General features: G+C 55.8%; 17 protein-coding genes and 1 tRNA gene. 12 read left to right on the top strand and 6 right to left on the bottom strand.

The annotated features are described in order from the left end of the window. The first annotated feature begins 118 nt into the window (after positions 1-118). Positions 119-194: transfer RNA gene (locus ACOTXR_RS19995), tRNA-Trp, on the top strand. Positions 195-286: 92 nt separating this feature from the next. Here the strand turns inward: ACOTXR_RS19995 and hdfR are convergent. Continuing rightward, the gene (hdfR, locus tag ACOTXR_RS19990) at positions 287-1108 is read right to left on the bottom strand and encodes an HTH-type transcriptional regulator HdfR (RefSeq protein ID WP_014885681.1); all 822 of its coding nucleotides are present in this window, start codon (positions 1106-1108) and stop codon (positions 287-289) included. Positions 1109-1226: 118 nt separating this feature from the next. Between hdfR and ACOTXR_RS19985 the strand changes: the two genes are divergently transcribed. Next, positions 1227-1565, top strand: a complete 339-nt coding sequence (locus tag ACOTXR_RS19985; RefSeq protein ID WP_014885680.1) for a DUF413 domain-containing protein — start codon at positions 1227-1229, stop codon at positions 1563-1565. Positions 1566-1594: 29 nt separating this feature from the next. Here the strand turns inward: ACOTXR_RS19985 and ACOTXR_RS19980 are convergent, their stop codons facing one another. Next, complete coding sequence (locus tag ACOTXR_RS19980; protein ID WP_058690467.1) at positions 1595-3115, bottom strand: YifB family Mg chelatase-like AAA ATPase; 1521 nt, start codon at positions 3113-3115, stop codon at positions 1595-1597. Between the two features lie 341 nt (positions 3116-3456). Here ACOTXR_RS19980 and ilvL point away from each other — a divergent pair, with 341 nt between their 5' ends. The 7 genes from ilvL (at position 3457) to ilvA (ending at position 10007) form a co-directional block, all read left to right on the top strand. Then, entirely contained in the window at positions 3457-3555 is a 99-nt protein-coding gene (ilvL, locus tag ACOTXR_RS19975) for an ilv operon leader peptide (protein WP_001311244.1), read from the top strand. 86 nt (positions 3556-3641) lie between these two features. Continuing rightward, positions 3642-3692 carry a peptide IlvX gene (gene ilvX / locus ACOTXR_RS19970; protein ID WP_201405605.1) on the top strand — a complete coding sequence of 17 codons (51 nt, stop codon included), beginning with the start codon at positions 3642-3644 and terminating at the stop codon, positions 3690-3692. 2 nt (positions 3693-3694) lie between these two features. Beyond that, positions 3695-5341: an acetolactate synthase 2 catalytic subunit gene (ilvG, locus tag ACOTXR_RS19965; protein ID WP_032635161.1), complete on the top strand. Its 1647-nt coding sequence runs from the start codon at positions 3695-3697 to the stop codon at positions 5339-5341. Then, the gene (gene ilvM, locus ACOTXR_RS19960; protein ID WP_003860184.1) at positions 5338-5601 is read left to right on the top strand and encodes an acetolactate synthase 2 small subunit; all 264 of its coding nucleotides are present in this window, start codon (positions 5338-5340) and stop codon (positions 5599-5601) included. Before ilvG ends, ilvM begins: the two co-directional genes overlap by 4 nt. Before the next feature lie 18 nt (positions 5602-5619). Further along, positions 5620-6549, top strand: coding sequence for a branched-chain-amino-acid transaminase (gene ilvE / locus ACOTXR_RS19955; RefSeq protein WP_014885677.1), 930 nt, complete (start codon positions 5620-5622; stop codon positions 6547-6549). A gap of 60 nt (positions 6550-6609) precedes the next feature. After that, positions 6610-8460 carry a dihydroxy-acid dehydratase gene (gene ilvD, locus ACOTXR_RS19950; RefSeq protein ID WP_014885676.1) on the top strand — a complete coding sequence of 617 codons (1851 nt, stop codon included), beginning with the start codon at positions 6610-6612 and terminating at the stop codon, positions 8458-8460. Positions 8461-8462: 2 nt separating this feature from the next. Further along, the gene (gene ilvA / locus ACOTXR_RS19945) at positions 8463-10007 is read left to right on the top strand and encodes a threonine ammonia-lyase, biosynthetic (RefSeq protein WP_014885675.1); all 1545 of its coding nucleotides are present in this window, start codon (positions 8463-8465) and stop codon (positions 10005-10007) included. An 18-nt stretch (positions 10008-10025) separates the two neighbouring features. On the opposite strand, the gene ilvY is transcribed toward ilvA, so the two are convergent. Continuing rightward, the gene (ilvY, locus tag ACOTXR_RS19940) at positions 10026-10916 is read right to left on the bottom strand and encodes an HTH-type transcriptional activator IlvY (protein ID WP_014885674.1); all 891 of its coding nucleotides are present in this window, start codon (positions 10914-10916) and stop codon (positions 10026-10028) included. 152 nt (positions 10917-11068) lie between these two features. On the opposite strand from ilvY, the gene ilvC reads away from it, so the two are divergent. Further along, a complete protein-coding gene (gene ilvC, locus ACOTXR_RS19935) occupies positions 11069-12544 on the top strand; it encodes a ketol-acid reductoisomerase (protein ID WP_023331585.1) in 1476 nt (491 codons plus the stop codon). A gap of 85 nt (positions 12545-12629) precedes the next feature. Here the strand turns inward: ilvC and ppiC are convergent, their stop codons facing one another. Then, on the bottom strand, positions 12630-12911 hold the full coding sequence (gene ppiC / locus ACOTXR_RS19930; protein ID WP_008501570.1) for a peptidylprolyl isomerase PpiC: 282 nt from the start codon (positions 12909-12911) through the stop codon (positions 12630-12632). A gap of 85 nt (positions 12912-12996) precedes the next feature. On the opposite strand from ppiC, the gene rep reads away from it, so the two are divergent. Then, entirely contained in the window at positions 12997-15021 is a 2025-nt protein-coding gene (rep, locus tag ACOTXR_RS19925) for a DNA helicase Rep (protein WP_222834723.1), read from the top strand. Positions 15022-15077: 56 nt separating this feature from the next. Here the strand turns inward: rep and gppA are convergent, their stop codons facing one another. Beyond that, positions 15078-16562, bottom strand: coding sequence for a guanosine-5'-triphosphate,3'-diphosphate diphosphatase (gene gppA / locus ACOTXR_RS19920; RefSeq protein ID WP_023331584.1), 1485 nt, complete (start codon positions 16560-16562; stop codon positions 15078-15080). A 6-nt stretch (positions 16563-16568) separates the two neighbouring features. Continuing rightward, on the bottom strand, positions 16569-17834 hold the full coding sequence (gene rhlB / locus ACOTXR_RS19915) for an ATP-dependent RNA helicase RhlB (protein ID WP_014885670.1): 1266 nt from the start codon (positions 17832-17834) through the stop codon (positions 16569-16571). Positions 17835-17978: 144 nt separating this feature from the next. Between rhlB and trxA the strand changes: the two genes are divergently transcribed. After that, positions 17979-18308, top strand: a complete 330-nt coding sequence (trxA, locus tag ACOTXR_RS19910; protein WP_006179218.1) for a thioredoxin TrxA — start codon at positions 17979-17981, stop codon at positions 18306-18308. The last annotated feature ends 211 nt before the right edge of the window (positions 18309-18519 follow it).

Raw genomic sequence — 18519 nt, 5'->3', positions numbered from 1 at the left:
CAGTCGGTTAGAATACCTGCCTGTCACGCAGGGGGTCGCGGGTTCGAGTCCCGTCCGTTCCGCCACTTATTAAGACATTAAGCCTGCCTCACTGGCAGGCTTAATGGCAAAAAACTTTAGGGGCGTAGCTCAGTTGGTAGAGCACCGGTCTCCAAAACCGGGTGTCGCGAGTTCGAGTCTCTCCGCCCCTGCCATATCGAATCCTTTGCTTCGGCAAAGGATTTTTTTTGCCTGAAATACAACGGCACACCTGAATTTTCAGCCAGCTTCCCTGCTGGCTGATGCATCATTCCATAATATTGATTTTTAAGAGATCTTTTATCTGCGACTGCTTATCGCTGTTTTGCAGCCAAATCGCATACAGCGGGCGCGAAATGGTGGTGGAATCTATCACGGTATGTAGCCCCGCTTTAGTATCTGCCCAACGGGCTGGTAACCAGGTGCAACCCTTCAACAAGGGAAGTTGCTGACAGGCAATCTCGGCAGAACTGGTGGTTAACTGTGGAACATCATCTGGGGCTATCAATCCCGCCTCATGCTGCTGAAAATCAGGACCCCACTCCAGGCGCAAATAGGTCAGATCGGCTTTCATCATTGAAGGTTCAGAAGCATAAAGTGCCAGACCAAACTGCCCTACGATCTGGCTGCTAAATTCGTCCATCTTGGGGGCTTCGGTCGTGATAAGAAGATCAAGCTGGCGCTCATGAAGTTGCTTAACCAGGGACTGGCGTTGCGCAATTCTGGCTTCAAATTGCAAATGTTCATGAGAACGATATAGCCGGGTAAGCCACTGACTTAGCATACATTCCCACAGGGACGCGCTGGCCCCTATCGAGAACTCATTGTGCCTCGACGTATGGGCAACCTCTTTACGTGCTGCCTGCCAGGTATTCATCAACGTTTCCGCATAGGGGAGCAGTTTCTCACCGGCAGGCGTTAAACGTATGTTGTTGCGGTGGCGGGTAAAAAGATTCACACCCAGTTGATTTTCCAGCTGTCGAATACGAAAACTGACCGCTGACTGCGTCAGGTAAAGGGCTTCAGCTGCTCGCCCAAAGTGGCGTGTTCTGCTCACTTCGAGGAAAGTTTTTAGCAATTCCGTATCCACATCTTTCTCCGCAAAATAATTTGTCGTTATGATTTAAATGTTTTGTTTTACACTCTGTCAAGCGTAACTAATACTCCGCGCCATAAATAGCTCGGCCAAAGAATTAGGAGCGTGTAGGATGGCGGAAAGCTTTACGACGACTAATCGTTTTTTCGACAATAAACATTATCCGCGCGGGTTCTCTCGTCACGGCGATTTCACCATCAAAGAGGCGCAGCTGCTTGAGCGTCATGGTTATGCCTTCAACGAGCTGGATCTGGGTAAGCGTGAGCCTGCAACTGAAGATGAAAAGCAGTTTGTCTTAGTGTGCCGTGGCGAGCGTGAGCCACAGTCTGAAGCAGAACGTGTATGGATCAAGTACATGGCGCGCATTAAGCGTCCAAAACGCTTCCATACGCTCTCCGGCGGTAAGCCACAGATGGAAGGCGCAGAAGACTACACTGAGTCTGATGACTAAGATGATGAGAAGGGGCTACGGCCCCTTTTTTACGCCAGCAACTTCTGCAGATGGAGCAGCAAACGATCGATAGCGCGGTAGCTCAGCGCCTCCTGCAAGTGTTTCCTCTGAATGTCACTACAACCCTCCACGTCAGCAATGGTTCTGGCCACTTTCAGCAAACGCTGCCACGCGCGTATAGAAAGACCAAAACGCGTCAAGGTTTCCTCCAGCCAAACCGCATCCTCCATGTTAAGAGAACAAAACTGCCGGATCCCGGCATTATCCAGCCGCGCATTCAGCCTGTTCTGACGGGCATATTGTCGCGTCTGGGCAGCAATGACCCGCTCGCGTACATCTGCTGAGCTTTCACCCGTGATGCCTTTTTGCCTGAGCAGGCCCGGCGGGGGAAGGGGGATTTCGAGGGATAAATCGAAACGGTCGAGAAACGGGCCGGATAACTTTCCCAGATAGCGCAACGTCTGCTCTGGCGTACAGCGGTTATGATTGCCCTGATAATGACCCGTAGGGCTGGGATTCATCGCAGCGACCAGCTGAAACTGCGCGGGATAGCTTATTTTGGCTCGCGTGCGTGAGATGTGTATCTCTCCAGATTCAATGGGTTCTCTCAGGGCATCCAGGACGCGGCGCTCAAACTCAGGCAGCTCGTCGAGAAACAGAATGCCATTGTGCGCCAGTGAGATTTCACCCGGCCCGGGAATAGACCCACCGCCGACCATCGCCGTCAGTGAAGCGCTATGATGAGGTGAACGAAAAGGGCGACGGCGCCACTGTTTTTGCAAGGAGGTAGAACTGATAAGGCTATAAATGGCGGCACTTTCCAGCGCTTCATGATTATTGAGCGGTGGCAGCAAGCCACTCAGCCTGCTCGCCAGCATCGTTTTACCCGTACCAGGCGGGCCGATCAAAAGAAGATTGTGTCCACCTGCGGCCGTAATCTCCAGCGCCCGTTTCCCTTGCTCCTGTCCCATAATCTCGCTGAGATCCTCTGGGGTATCGGCTATAAGATTGTCACACTCTTCCGGCTCGGACAGTTCATGGCGCCCTTCCAGCCAGGCGCAAACTTCCTGTAAATGCCCTGCGACAAGACACCCCTTCTCGGCGATAAGACTCACTTCTGATGCATTTTCATTCGCGACAATGATTTGCCGCCCTGCGCGTATAGCTTCCAGCGCGCCCGATATCGCACCGGGAACGCCCCTTAACGCGCCTGTGAGCGCGAGTTCTCCCACAAACTCGTACGAGCCTAGCCTGGTCGTATTAAGCTGCTCAGAGGCTGCGAGAAGCGCAATCGCGATAGGTAAATCATATCGTCCTCCCTCTTTGGGCAGATCGGCGGGAGCCAGGTTGATGGTGATCTTCTTCGCGGGGAAGGTATAACCGCTATTTATTATTGCGCTGCGAACGCGATCCCGGGCTTCTTTAACCGTCGTTTCAGGTAGCCCGACGAGCGTGAGCCCGGGTAGCCCATTACTCAGATGAACCTCTACAGAAATCAGCGGTGCCTTCACCCCGAGAGCCGCACGCGTATAAACAACTGACAGTGACATTTGCACTACCTCCTGGTACGACTATGCCAGTGCCTCTTTTGTCTGTTTAGCGTCATTTTGCGTATTTACGGCTCTTATTCAGAGATTTTAAGCGCACACTGAAATCATTACATACCCGTGGAAGACTTCTCGCAGAAGGTAAAAAGCGCCGTTTTGATGGTTAGCGCCGTCGTAAAAATATGAAAAATATTCATTCTTCAATTTCTCCATATAAAACAACGATTTTAAGAAATATGATTTGCGGCCTAACCAAATGCGTCATAAATAAATCTTGTGTTTGATTTAAAAACTGTGATAACTCTTTAGGTATTCCTTCGAACAAGATGCAAAAAGAACTGAAAATGACAGCCCTTCTACGAGTGATTAGCCTGGTCGTGATTAGCGTGGTGGTGATTATTATCCCACCGTGCGGGGCTGCACTTGGACGAGGAAAGGCTTAGAAATCAAGCCTTAACGAACTAAGACCCCCGCACCGAAAGGTCCGGGGGTTTTTTTATGACTAAAAAACGTAAACGAGGAGCAGGACATGACGACTAGCATAAAATTCTGTTTCTCCAGATTTATGACGGGGAACTAACTATGAATGGGGCACAATGGGTTGTACATGCGTTGCGCGCGCAGGGAGTCGAGACCGTATTCGGTTATCCGGGTGGCGCGATCATGCCGATTTACGATGCACTGTATGACGGCGGCGTGGAACATCTCTTGTGCCGACACGAGCAGGGGGCAGCAATGGCCGCTATCGGCTATGCCCGCGCGACGGGTAAAACTGGCGTGTGCATGGCAACGTCAGGTCCGGGCGCAACGAACCTGATTACCGGCCTGGCTGATGCGCTGCTCGATTCCGTGCCCGTCGTGGCGATCACCGGTCAGGTGGCTTCCCCGTTCATCGGTACCGATGCTTTCCAGGAAGTGGACGTACTTGGTTTATCGCTGGCCTGCACCAAGCACAGCTTCCTTGTCCAGTCTCTGGATGAGCTGCCGCGCGTAATGGCCGAAGCGTTCGAAGTGGCGAGATCGGGCCGCCCTGGCCCCGTTCTGGTGGATATCCCGAAAGATATCCAGGTTGCACTCGGCGAACTGGAACCGCACTTCTCCACCGTGGAAAGCGACGATGCGTTCCCGCATGCAGAGGTTGAAGAGGCGCGCCAGATGTTGGCGCAGGCGAAACAGCCGATGCTGTACGTCGGCGGGGGTGTCGGCATGGCGCAGGCCGTGCCTGCCCTGCGTGAATTTATCGCGGTAACGCAAATGCCTGCCACCTGCACGTTGAAAGGTCTTGGTGCGGTTGATGCAGACGACCCATACTATCTCGGCATGCTGGGGATGCACGGCACTAAAGCCGCAAACCTGGCGGTGCAAGAGTGCGATCTGCTCATCGCCGTGGGTGCGCGTTTTGACGACCGCGTTACCGGCAAACTGAATACCTTCGCGCCAAATGCCAAAGTTATCCATATGGATATCGACCCGGCGGAGATGAACAAACTGCGTCAGGCGCACGTCGCGCTGCAGGGCGATCTCAATACGCTGTTACCGGCACTGGCGCAGCCACTGGATATCAGCGCGTGGCGCCAGCACGCCGCAGAGCTGCGCGCCGAACACGCCTGGCGTTACGACCATCCTGGCGATGCCATCTACGCGCCGCTGCTGCTGAAACAGTTGTCTGACCGTAAACCGGCTGATAGCGTCGTCACCACCGACGTAGGCCAGCACCAGATGTGGTCAGCCCAGCACATGACCTACACCCGTCCGGAAAACTTCATCACCTCCAGCGGCTTAGGCACCATGGGCTTTGGCCTGCCTGCCGCCGTGGGTGCGCAGGTGGCTCGCCCGAACGATACGGTTATCTGTATCTCCGGTGACGGCTCCTTCATGATGAACGTTCAGGAGCTGGGCACCGTTAAGCGCAAGCAGTTGCCGCTGAAAATCGTGTTGCTGGATAATCAGCGTTTAGGGATGGTTCGACAGTGGCAACAGCTGTTCTTCCAGGAGCGTTACAGCGAAACCACCCTGACCGATAACCCCGATTTCCTCACCCTGGCCAGCGCCTTCGGCATTCCTGGCCAGCACATCACCCGTAAAGACCAGGTTGAAGCGGCACTCGACACCATGCTGTCAAGCGAAGGGCCGTACCTGCTTCATGTCTCAATCGACGAGCTTGAGAACGTCTGGCCGTTGGTGCCGCCCGGTGCCAGTAACTCACAAATGCTGGAGAAATTATCATGATGCAACATCAGGTCGCCGTGCAGGCTCGCTTCAACCCGGAAACCTTAGAACGCGTTTTGCGTGTGGTCCGTCATCGTGGTTTTCAGATTTGCTCTATGAATATGGAGACGGCCACCGACGCGCAGAACATCAGTATCGAATTAACCGTTGCCAGCCCGCGGCCGGTCGACTTACTGTTTAGTCAGTTATCAAAACTGGTAGACGTTGCCCATGTTGCCATCTGCCAGAGCACAACCACATCACAACAAATCCGCGCTTAAGCGTGACAGGACGAAAAAATGACGACAAAAAAAGCTGATTACATTTGGTTCAATGGTGAGATGGTTCGCTGGGAGGACGCGAAGGTCCACGTCATGTCCCACGCGCTGCACTACGGCACCTCCGTCTTTGAAGGTATCCGTTGCTACGATTCTCACAAAGGGCCAGTGGTGTTCCGCCATCGCGAACACATGCAGCGTCTGCATGATTCAGCCAAAATTTATCGTTTCCCGGTTTCACAGAGCGTTGATGAGCTGATGGAAGCCTGCCGCGAAGTCATTCGCAAGAATAACCTGACCAGCGCCTACATTCGTCCACTGGTCTTCGTGGGTGATGTCGGTATGGGCGTGAACCCGCCAGCCGGTTACAACACCGATGTGATCATTGCCGCGTTCCCGTGGGGGGCTTACCTCGGAGCAGAAGCCCTGGAGCAGGGGATCGACGCAATGGTTTCTTCCTGGAACCGCGTGGCGCCAAACACCATCCCGACCGCTGCTAAAGCGGGCGGTAACTACCTTTCGTCTCTGCTGGTCGGTAGCGAAGCGCGCCGTCACGGCTATCAGGAAGGTATCGCGCTGGACGTGAATGGCTACATCTCGGAAGGCGCAGGTGAAAACCTGTTTGAAGTGAAAGATGGCATCCTGTTCACGCCGCCATTCACATCTTCCGCGCTGCCGGGTATTACCCGTGACGCTATCATCAAGCTGGCGAAAGACCTGGGTATCGAAGTGCGCGAGCAGGTGCTGTCCCGCGAATCCCTGTATCTGGCTGATGAAGTGTTCATGTCCGGTACGGCGGCTGAAATCACGCCGGTTCGTAGCGTAGACGGTATTCAGGTCGGCGAAGGCCGCTGTGGCCCGGTCACCAAACGCATCCAGCAAGCTTTCTTTGGCCTCTTTACTGGCGAAACAGAAGATAAATACGGCTGGTTGGATCAGGTTAATCACTAAATATAAATTTGGGACGGCACGCACCGTCCCATTGAATAGTCAGACGGGAGTAAATAAAGCATGCCTAAGTATCGTTCAGCCACCACCACCCACGGCCGTAACATGGCGGGTGCCCGCGCACTGTGGCGCGCCACCGGGATGACCGACGCCGATTTCGGCAAGCCAATTATCGCCGTGGTGAACTCCTTCACCCAGTTTGTGCCAGGCCATGTGCATCTGCGCGACCTCGGTAAACTGGTTGCCGAGCAAATCGAAGCTTCCGGCGGTGTGGCGAAAGAGTTCAACACCATCGCGGTGGATGACGGTATCGCAATGGGTCACGGGGGCATGCTCTATTCACTGCCGTCGCGTGAGCTGATCGCCGACTCGGTTGAGTACATGGTCAACGCCCACTGCGCCGATGCAATGGTCTGTATCTCCAACTGCGATAAAATCACCCCGGGGATGCTGATGGCCTCCCTGCGCCTGAACATTCCGGTGATCTTCGTCTCCGGCGGCCCAATGGAAGCCGGTAAAACCAAGCTGTCCGACAAAATCATCAAGCTCGACCTGGTCGATGCGATGATCCAGGGCGCGGATCCGAAAGTGTCTGACGAGCAGAGCGACCAGGTTGAACGCTCCGCGTGTCCGACCTGCGGCTCCTGTTCCGGGATGTTCACCGCCAACTCCATGAACTGTCTGACCGAAGCGCTGGGCCTGTCGCAGCCGGGTAACGGCTCGCTGCTGGCGACCCACGCCGATCGTAAACAGCTGTTCCTCAACGCCGGTAAACGCATCGTTGAGCTCACCAAACGCTACTACGAGCAGGATGATGCCAGTGCACTCCCGCGTAACATCGCCAGCAAAGCGGCGTTTGAAAATGCGATGACGCTGGATATCGCCATGGGCGGTTCCACCAATACCGTTCTGCACCTGCTGGCCGCCGCGCAGGAAGCCGAAATCGACTTCACCATGAGTGATATCGACAAGCTGTCCCGTAAAGTGCCGCAGCTGTGTAAAGTTGCGCCAAGCACCCAGAAATACCATATGGAAGATGTTCACCGTGCCGGTGGCGTAATCGGTATCCTGGGCGAGCTGGATCGCGCCGGGCTGCTGAACCGCGACGTGAAAAACGTGCTCGGTCTGACGCTGCCGGAGTCGCTGGACCAATACGACGTGATGCTGACCAAAGACGACGCGGTGAAAACGATGTTCCGCGCCGGTCCCGCCGGGATCCGTACCACGCAGGCGTTCTCGCAGGATTGCCGCTGGGATTCCCTGGATGACGATCGCGCCGAAGGCTGCATCCGTTCGCTGGAGCACGCCTACAGCAAGGACGGCGGTCTGGCCGTGCTGTACGGTAACTTTGCGGAAAACGGCTGCATCGTGAAAACGGCAGGCGTGGACGACAGCATCCTGAAATTCACCGGCCCGGCGAAAGTGTACGAAAGCCAGGATGAAGCGGTGGACGCCATCCTCGGTGGCAAAGTGGTAGAAGGCGACGTGGTTGTTATTCGCTATGAAGGGCCGAAAGGCGGGCCGGGCATGCAGGAAATGCTCTACCCAACCACCTTCCTGAAATCCATGGGTCTCGGCAAAGCCTGTGCGCTGATCACCGACGGCCGTTTCTCCGGCGGTACGTCCGGGCTCTCCATCGGCCACGTTTCACCGGAAGCGGCAAGCGGCGGCAACATCGCCATCATTGAAGACGGTGACCTGATCGAAATCGATATCCCGAATCGCGGCATTCAACTGAAGCTGAGCGACCAGGAAATTGCGGCCCGTCGTGAGGCACAAGAAGCGCGCGGCGATAAAGCCTGGACGCCGAAAGATCGTCAGCGTGAAGTCTCCTTCGCCCTGCGCGCATACGCGAGCCTTGCCACCAGTGCAGATAAAGGCGCGGTGCGCGATAAATCGAAACTTGGGGGCTAATGATGGCCGAGTCACAACCCTTATCCGCCGCCCCCGAGGGGGCGGAATATCTGAGAGCGGTGCTACGCGCACCGGTCTATGAAGCCGTGCAGGTCACGCCGCTTCAGAAAATGGAAAAACTCTCTTCGCGCCTCGACAACGTGATCCTGGTGAAGCGCGAAGACCGCCAGCCGGTGCACAGCTTCAAGCTGCGCGGCGCCTACGCGATGATGGCCGGACTGACCGACGAGCAAAAAGCGCGCGGCGTCATTACCGCCTCGGCGGGCAACCATGCGCAGGGCGTGGCGTTCTCGTCTGCTCGTCTGGGGTTGAAAGCGCTAATCGTGATGCCGGTTGCTACCGCTGACATCAAAGTCGACGCGGTACGCGGTTTCGGCGGGGAAGTGCTGCTCCACGGCGCCAATTTTGATGAAGCCAAAGCCAAAGCCATTGAGCTGGCACAGCAGCAGGGCTTCACCTGGGTGCCGCCGTTCGATCACCCGATGGTCATTGCCGGACAAGGCACGCTGGCGCTTGAACTGCTGCAGCAGGATGCCCATCTCGACCGCGTCTTCGTTCCGGTGGGCGGCGGCGGGTTAGCGGCGGGTGTGGCCGTGCTGATTAAACAGCTGATGCCGCAGATCAAAGTCATCGCTGTTGAAGCGGAGGACTCTGCCTGCCTGAAAGCGGCGCTGGATGCCGGGCATCCGGTGGATCTGCCGCGCGTTGGTCTGTTTGCCGAGGGCGTGGCGGTAAAACGCATTGGCGATGAAACCTTCCGTCTCTGCCAGGAATACCTCGACGATATCGTCACGGTTGATAGCGATGCTATCTGCGCGGCAATGAAAGATCTGTTTGAGGATGTACGTGCGGTGGCGGAACCGTCCGGCGCGCTGGCCCTGGCGGGGATGAAAAAATACATCGCGCAGCACAACATCCGCGGCGAGCGCCTGGCGCACGTGCTTTCCGGCGCCAACGTGAACTTCCACGGCCTGCGCTACGTGTCCGAGCGCTGCGAGCTGGGTGAACAGCGTGAAGCATTGCTGGCGGTGACTATTCCGGAAGAGAAGGGGAGCTTCCTGAAGTTCTGCCAGCTGCTGGGCGGTCGTTCGGTGACGGAGTTCAACTACCGTTTCGCCGATGCCAAAGATGCCTGCATTTTCGTCGGCGTGCGTCTGAGCCGTGGCGTCGAGGAGCGTAAAGAGATCCTTAACCTCCTGCATGACGGTGGTTACAGCGTGGTGGACCTTTCAGACGACGAAATGGCGAAGCTGCACGTGCGCTATATGGTCGGCGGGCGTCCCTCGAAGCCGCTCAGGGAACGCCTGTTCAGCTTCGAATTCCCGGAATCACCGGGCGCGTTGCTCAAATTCCTGCACACGCTGGGCACGCACTGGAACATCTCCCTGTTCCATTACCGCAGCCACGGCACCGACTACGGCCGCGTGCTGGCGGCGTTTGAACTGGGTGAGCACGAGCCGGATTTTGAAACACGGCTGAACGAACTGGGCTATGAGTGTCACGACGAAACCCACAACCCCGCCTTCCGTTTCTTCCTGGCAGGATAAGCGGAGCGCAACCCGACTTCAATGGTTGGGCAATATCTTCCAGAACGCATCAATAAGCGGCTCATGCAGCCGCTTTTTTTGTGCGCACACGCCAAGCTCAAACGGCGTTTTCTCATCGCTGCGATCCAGAATCATCACGCGATTGCGCACCGGTTCCGGGCTATTTTCCAGCACTACTTCCGGCAATAGCGCCACGCCGCAGCCGAGCGCCACCATCGACACCATCGCCTCATGACCGCTGACCGTGGCGTAAATCAACGGGTTACTGATTTTTTGTCGGCGGAACCACAGCTCAATGCGTCGGCGCACTGGCCCCTGGTCGGCCATGATAAACGGCACCGTGGACCAGTCCGGTTTTTCTACCGATACCTGGTTTCGCACCGGGCAGGGCAGCGCCGGGGCAATCAGTACCACCGCCAGATTTTCGAGCATTGAAAACGCTACCGCACCCGGGAGCGTTTCGGGTTTCCCTGCAATGGCGAGATCCGCTTCGCCCGTCACCACTTTTTCCATCGCGTCTGCGGCGTCGCCCGTGGTCAGCTTAATTTCAACCGATGGATGTGCCGCGCGGAAGCGATCAAGAATGGGCGGCAGATGGCTGTAGGCGGCGGTGACGGAGCAGAAAATATGCAGCTCGCCGGACAGCGACGGCCCCTGCTGGTCAATGGCGTGCCGTAGCTGCTGATACTGCAGCAACGTCTGCTGGGCAAAAAGGCGCAGTTCTTCACCCGCTTCCGTGAGCGTGACGGTGCGGTTATCGCGCACAAACAGCGGCTGGCCGAGGTCTTCCTCAAGGCGCTGTATCTGGCGCGAGAGCGTGGAGGGGCTGACGTGCATCGCCCGTGCGCTGCGGCCAAAGTGACGGCTTTCCGCCAGATGCAGAAACATTTTCAGATCGCGTAAATCCACCGATTCCACTCCCTCTTTTTATATTGCAAAAATTGCAATATGACGTTGTGAATATATCAATTTCCGCAATAAATTTCCTGTTGTAATGTGGTTCTATTCTCGCTGAAACGCGAACCGAACAATAAGACACACAACATCACGAGGTATCACCCATGGCTAACTACTTTAATACACTGAACTTGCGCCAGCAGCTGGCGCAGCTGGGCAAATGCCGCTTCATGGCGCGCGATGAATTTGCCGATGGCGCGAGCTACCTTCAGGGTAAAAAAGTGGTCATCGTCGGCTGTGGCGCACAGGGTCTGAACCAGGGCCTGAACATGCGTGACTCCGGTCTGGATATCTCTTATGCCCTGCGTAAAGAAGCGATTGCTGAAAAGCGTGCTTCCTGGCGCAAAGCGACCGAAAACGGCTTCAAAGTGGGGAGCTACGAAGAGCTGATCCCGCAGGCGGATCTGGTGGTTAACCTGACCCCGGACAAACAGCACTCTGACGTGGTGCGTTCCGTACAGCCGCTGATGAAAGACGGCGCTGCGCTGGGTTACTCCCACGGCTTCAACATCGTTGAAGTGGGCGAGCAGATCCGCAAAGACATCACCGTAGTGATGGTGGCACCGAAGTGCCCGGGTACGGAAGTACGCGAAGAGTACAAACGTGGCTTCGGCGTACCGACCCTGATCGCGGTTCACCCGGAAAACGATCCGAAAGGCGAAGGCATGGCGATTGCCAAAGCATGGGCAGCGGCGACCGGCGGCCACCGTGCGGGTGTGCTGGAATCGTCCTTCGTTGCCGAAGTGAAATCTGACCTGATGGGCGAGCAGACCATTCTGTGCGGTATGCTGCAGGCCGGTTCTCTGCTGTGCTTCGACAAGCTGGTGGAAGAAGGCACCGACCCGGCCTACGCGGAAAAACTGATCCAGTTCGGCTGGGAAACCATCACCGAAGCGCTGAAGCAGGGCGGTATTACGCTGATGATGGACCGTCTGTCCAACCCGGCAAAACTGCGTGCTTACGCGCTGTCTGAACAGCTGAAAACCATCATGGCACCGCTGTTCCAGAAACATATGGACGACATCATCTCCGGCGAATTCTCTTCCGGCATGATGGCGGACTGGGCGAACGACGATAAGAAACTGCTGACCTGGCGTGAAGAGACCGGCAAAACCGCGTTCGAAACGGCACCACAGTTTGAAGGCAAAATTGGCGAGCAGGAGTACTTCGATAAAGGCGTACTGATGATCGCCATGGTGAAGGCGGGTGTTGAGCTGGCGTTCGAAACCATGGTGGATTCAGGCATCATCGAAGAGTCTGCCTACTACGAATCTCTGCACGAACTGCCGCTGATCGCGAACACCATCGCCCGTAAGCGTCTGTACGAAATGAACGTGGTTATCTCTGATACCGCTGAATACGGTAACTACCTGTTCTCTTACGCCTGCGTACCGCTGCTGAAAGAGTTTATGACCACCCTGCAACCGGGCGATCTGGGCAAAGCGATTGCGGAAGGTGCGGTAGACAACGCGCAGCTGCGCGATGTGAATGAAGCGATTCGCAGCCACCAGATCGAGAAAGTGGGTCACAAACTGCGTGGCTACATGACCGATATGAAGCGTATCGCGGTAGCGGGTTAACAACCTCGTCGGGTGGCGCTTCGCTTACCCGACCTACAAACACGTAAAATGTAGGCCGGGTAAGGCGCAGCCGCCACCCGGCTTTTTATTTGCGATATAACACTTTAATGACGTGGTAGCCAAACTGCGTGTGCAGCGGACCCGTCGGCTCCAGCACCGGGCAGGAGAAGACCACTTTATCGAACGCCGGCACCATCTGACCCTGACGGAATTCACCTAAATCGCCGCCACGTTTGCCTGACGGACAAATTGAGTGCTTCTTAGCCAGCTTGCCGAAGTCGGCGCCGTTTTTGATCTGCTCCAGAAGATCCAGAGCCAGTTTCTCTTCTTTAACAAGAATATGCAGTGCTGCTGCTGTTTTTGCCATGATCGTGCCTTGAGTGGTATGGATTAGGCTCGCTATACTACCACGCTGTTATTCTCCCCTCCTGACTTTCATTGAGTGATCATTTATGCGTCTAAACCCCGGACAACAACAAGCCGTCGAATTTGTCACCGGACCCTGTCTGGTGCTGGCGGGAGCAGGATCCGGTAAAACGCGCGTCATCACCAATAAGATTGCGCACCTGATCCGTGGCTGTGGTTATCAGGCCCGTCACATTGCGGCGGTCACCTTTACCAACAAAGCGGCACGCGAAATGAAAGAACGTGTCGGCCAGACGCTGGGGCGCAAAGAGGCGCGCGGGCTGATGATCTCCACGTTCCACACGCTGGGGCTGGATATCATCAAACGTGAGTATGCCGCGCTGGGGATGAAATCCAACTTTTCGCTTTTCGATGACACCGACCAGGTGGCATTACTCAAAGAGCTCACTGAAGGGCTGATCGAAGATGACAAGGTGCTGTTGCAGCAGCTGATCTCGACGATCTCTAACTGGAAAAACGATCTGATGACCCCGGCCCAGGCTGCGGCGATCGCCAAAGGCGAACGGGATCGGATCTTCGCCCACTGTTATGGTCTGTACGATGCGCACATGAAAGCGTGTAATGTGCTGGACTTCGACGACCTGATCCTGCTGCCGACGCTGCTTTTACAGCGAAATGAAGAGGTGCGCGAGCGCTGGCAGAATAAAATCCGCTACCTGCTGGTGGATGAATATCAGGACACCAACACCAGCCAGTACGAGCTGGTAAAGCTTCTGGTGGGCCAGCGTGCCCGTTTCACCGTGGTAGGCGACGACGACCAGTCGATCTACTCCTGGCGCGGCGCGCGTCCGCAAAACCTGGTGCTGCTGAGTAAAGACTTCCCCGCGCTGCAGGTGATTAAGCTGGAGCAAAACTACCGCTCCTCCGGGCGGATCCTGAAGGCGGCAAACATCCTGATTGCCAATAACCCGCACGTATTTGAGAAGCGCCTGTTCTCCGAGCTGGGCTACGGCACGGAGCTGAAAGTGCTCAGCGCCAACAATGAAGAACATGAAGCGGAGCGCGTGACGGGCGAACTGATTGCCCACCACTTCGTCAACAAAACCGAATATAAAGATTACGCGATCCTTTATCGCGGTAATCACCAGTCGCGCGTCTTTGAAAAGACGCTGATGCAGAACCGCATACCGTACAAAATCTCGGGCGGCACCTCGTTCTTCTCACGGCCTGAAATTAAAGATCTGCTGGCCTATCTGCGTGTGCTCACTAACCCGGATGACGACAGCGCGTTTCTGCGCATCGTGAATACGCCGAAGCGCGAAATTGGTCCGGCGACGCTGCAAAAGCTGGGTGAATGGGCGATGACCCGCAATAAAAGCCTGTTTACGGCCAGCTTCGATATGGGACTAAGCCAGACGCTGACCGGGCGCGGTTACGACTCGTTAACGCGATTCACCCACTGGCTTGGCGAAGTACAGCGTCTTGCAGAGCGCGAGCCGGTGGCGGCGGTGCGCGATCTGATTCACGGTATTGATTACGAATCCTGGCTGTACGAAACCTCCGCCAGCCCGAAAGCGGCTGAGATGCGCATGAAAAACGTTAATCAGCTGTTCAGCTGGATGACCGAAATGCTGGAAGGCTCGGAAATCGATGAGCCGATGACCCTGACCCAGGTGGTCACCCGCTTTACCCTGCGCGACATGATGGAGCGCGGCGAGAGCGAAGAAGAGGCCGATCAGGTTCAGCTAATGACGCTGCATGCGTCAAAAGGGCTGGAGTTTCCGTATGTGTATCTGGTCGGCATGGAAGAGGGGTTGCTGCCCCATCAGAGCAGTATTGATGAAGACAACGTCGACGAGGAGCGGCGTCTGGCCTATGTGGGGATCACCCGTGCGCAGAAAGAGCTGACGTTCACGCTGTGTAAAGAGCGCCGCCAGTATGGTGAGCTTGTCCGCCCGGAGCCAAGCCGTTTTCTGCTGGAACTGCCGCAGGACGACCTGATTTGGGAACAAGAGCGCAAGGTGATTACCGCTGAAGAGCGGATGCACAAAGGCCAGGCGAACGTGGCAAACATTCGCGCCATGCTGGCAAAAGCCAAAGAGAAGGGATGAGTTTGAAGGGCTTGCAGGCCGGGTAAGCGCAGCGCCACCCGGCATATTCTACTCTCTTATTTTACTTCCAGTGCCCAGTGCACATAGCTTTGCCACTGGCACTCCTGCTCGATCATCTCTGCGCCGAGCGGGTGATGATCAATCCAGTTTTCCGGCAGCGTCAGCGTCAGCTTCTCATCATCGGCCACCAGATTAATCGCAGGCAGCAAATCATCACGACGACGGCTGGCAAACAGAATTGCCAGACGCAGCAGGCGGCACAGATGCTCGGCCACGCGCGGCGGTACGGCGTTTTGCTGATGAAGAGAGGAGAGATCAACGGCGTTGGTCTGGTTCAGCAGCAGCGTTGCCAGCAGCTTTTTCTGTGCGGGCGTGTAGCCCGGTAAGTCAAGGTTACGCACAAGATAGGCTGCATGAGCCGGGGCCTGCTTAAAGTCGATGCTCAGCCCCACTTCATGCAGAGCACAAGCGCTCAGCAATAAATCGCGGCTCAGAGGGTCAAGATCCCAGACGTTAGCGACCTGATCGGCAAAGCGAGAGGCCAGCTGCGATACGCGGCCAGCCTGATCGATATCAACAAGAAAACGACGCTGCACGTTGCGCAAAGTACGGTTGCGGATGTCCTGATCCACTGAAAGATGCAGCATCCCGTAGACCAGACCTTCGCGCAGCGCGCCGCCGGCAAGGGTCATACACTGGATGTTCAGCTCGGTGAAAATGGCGATCAGAATGGCGAGCCCGCTCGGGAAGACCAGGGCACGTTCCAGCGTCAGGCCTTCAATTTCCAGCTCTTCCAGGCGTCCGCACTGAATAGCGCGCTGTTTAAGCTGCTGAAGCTTGGCAAGCGTAATGCGCTCGTCCATTCCCTGCGCCATCATGATTTCCTGCAGGGCCTGAACGGTACCTGACGCACCGACACACACTTTCCAGCCGTGGTAGCGCAGTTCGTCCATCACCGGACGTAACACTTCGCGCGCGGCATTTTCTGCCTCGTCGAAATTCTCTTTACCCAGATTGCGGTCAGCGAAGTAACGCTCAAGCCAGGTTACGCAGCCCATCGACAGGCTGAACAGCGAGGTCGCCTGCGCGCCGGTACCGGTCACAAGCTCGGTACTGGCACCGCCGATATCCACCACCAGACGGCGATCGTCCCCGCCTGTCGTATGCGCAACTCCCTGATAGATCAGGCGAGCTTCTTCTTCGCCGCTGATTACCTGAACCGGGCACCCCAGGATTTCCTGCGCTTTGGCAATAAAATCCACGGCGTTAACCGCCAGGCGGAGCGTCGCGGTGGCGACCACGGTGATTTGGGCATGCGGGATATCCTGCAGACGCTCTGCAAAGAGCCGCAGACACTGCCAGCCACGTTCCATGGCTTCGGGAGAGAGGACATTATCGCTGCTCAGGCCCGCCGCGAGGCGGACCTTGCGCTTAATGCGCGTCAGCGTTTGTATGCTCCCTGCCACCTCGCGCACAACCAGCATATGAAAACTATTCGAACCGAGATCGATTGCTGCATAAAGCGAGGTGGAGCTGAGCATATTTTCTTAACCTGAACGACGACGATTACGCGGCGCGCCTGAACGACGCGGGCCATTGCCGGAGCGTGGGCGTGTAAGACGCTTAGGCGGCGGCAGTTCGCTTAACAGCGCTTCCGGATTGTATTTGCTCTGCGGAATCGAGTGACCGATGTACGTCTCAATGGCTGGAAGATTCAGCGCATACTCTTCACACGCAAGGCTGATTGAGTGGCCGCTCGCACCCGCACGACCGGTACGACCGATACGGTGTACATAGTCCTCGCAGTCATCCGGCAGATCATAGTTAAAGACGTGCGTAACGGCAGGAATGTGCAAGCCACGCGCTGCCACGTCGGTTGCGACCAGAATATCGAGATCGCCACGGGTAAATTCGTCGAGGATACGCAGGCGTTTTTTCTGTGCAACGTCGCCAGTGAGCAGGCCCACACGGTGACCGTCTGCAGCCAGATGGCCCCAGATGTCTTCACAGCGGTGTTTGGTGTTTGCGAAGATAATGGCGCGGTCCGGCCACTCTTCTTCGATCAGCGTTTGCAGCAGACGCATTTTCTCTTCATTGGAAGGATAGAAGAGCTCTTCTTTAATGCGATGACCTGTTTTCTGCTCAGGCTCGACTTCCACATATTCGGCGTTGTTCATCTGTTCAAACGCCAGTTCACGCACACGATAAGAGAGGGTGGCAGAGAACAGCATGTTCAGACGCTGATTGGCCGGCGGCATGCGGCGGAACAGCCAGCGGATATCTTTAATGAAGCCCAGATCGTACATACGGTCGGCTTCATCAAGCACCACAACCTGGATTGCGCCGAGGTTGATGTGGTTCTGTTTGGCGTAGTCGATAAGACGGCCAGTGGTACCAATCAGGATATCCACGCCGCTTTCCAGCACTTTCAGCTGCTTATCGTAGCCGTCACCGCCATAGGCCAGGCCAAGCTTCAGACCGGTAGCCTGTGCCAGGGGTTCAGCGTCTGCGTGGATCTGTACCGCCAGTTCTCGCGTCGGGGCCATAATAAGCGCGCGCGGTTGGTTAACTTTGCGGTCTGCAATCGCTGGGTGAGAAAGTAAATAATGAAACGTTGACGTTAAAAACGCCATCGTTTTGCCGGTACCGGTTTGCGCCTGCCCTGCAACATCGCGACCGGCCAGCGTCAGCGGCAGTGCGAGAGCCTGAATGGGCGTGCAGTTATGAAACCCTTTAGTTTCAAGGGCTTCAATCACTTTTGGGTGCAGGGCGAAGTCGGAAAACTTCTGTTCTGTTAAATGTGTTTTGCTCATAGTGTGGTAGAATATCAGCTTACTATTGCTTTACGAAAGCGTATCCGGTGAAATAAAGTCAACCTTTAGTTGGTTAATGCGACATCAACACGTCGTTGGTGTAGACAAAACCAACGTACCAGGCTTATTCCTGTGGAGTTATATATGAGCGATAAAATTATTCACCTGACTGACGATAGTTTTGACACGGACGTACTTAAGGCTGACGGGCTGATCCTCGTCGATTTCTGGGCTGAATGGTGTGGTCCTTGCAAAATGATCGCTCCGATTCTGGATGAAATCGCTGACGAATATCAGGGCAAACTGACCGTTGCCAAACTGAACATCGACCAGAACCCGGGCACCGCACCAAAATACGGTATCCGTGGCATCCCGACCCTGCTGCTGTTCAAAAACGGCGAAGTGGCGGCGACCAAAGTGGGCGCGCTGTCCAAAGGTCAACTGAAAGAGTTCCTGGACGCTAACCTGGCGTAAGGTTTCTCCGCTGCGCGTCCAGAGCACCCGGCTAAATGATGTGGAACTCTGGACGCCCGGCTTAAGTCGTGCTAAGTTAGCTATGACTTCGTTTTAAACATATCTGTTGTTTGAATCTTGTTTTACCCGATACTTCCCCTTGTTGACATCAACAGTGCGTGAAGTGGCTAAATTCCGGGCTTGTCACTCAATCCGTCTTGTCGTTTCAGTT

Source organism: Enterobacter cloacae complex sp. IR53030 (genome assembly GCF_049238365.1).
GTDB classification, from domain to species: Bacteria; Pseudomonadota; Gammaproteobacteria; order Enterobacterales; family Enterobacteriaceae; genus Enterobacter; species Enterobacter kobei.
This window is presented reverse-complemented; position numbering and strand designations above follow the sequence as displayed.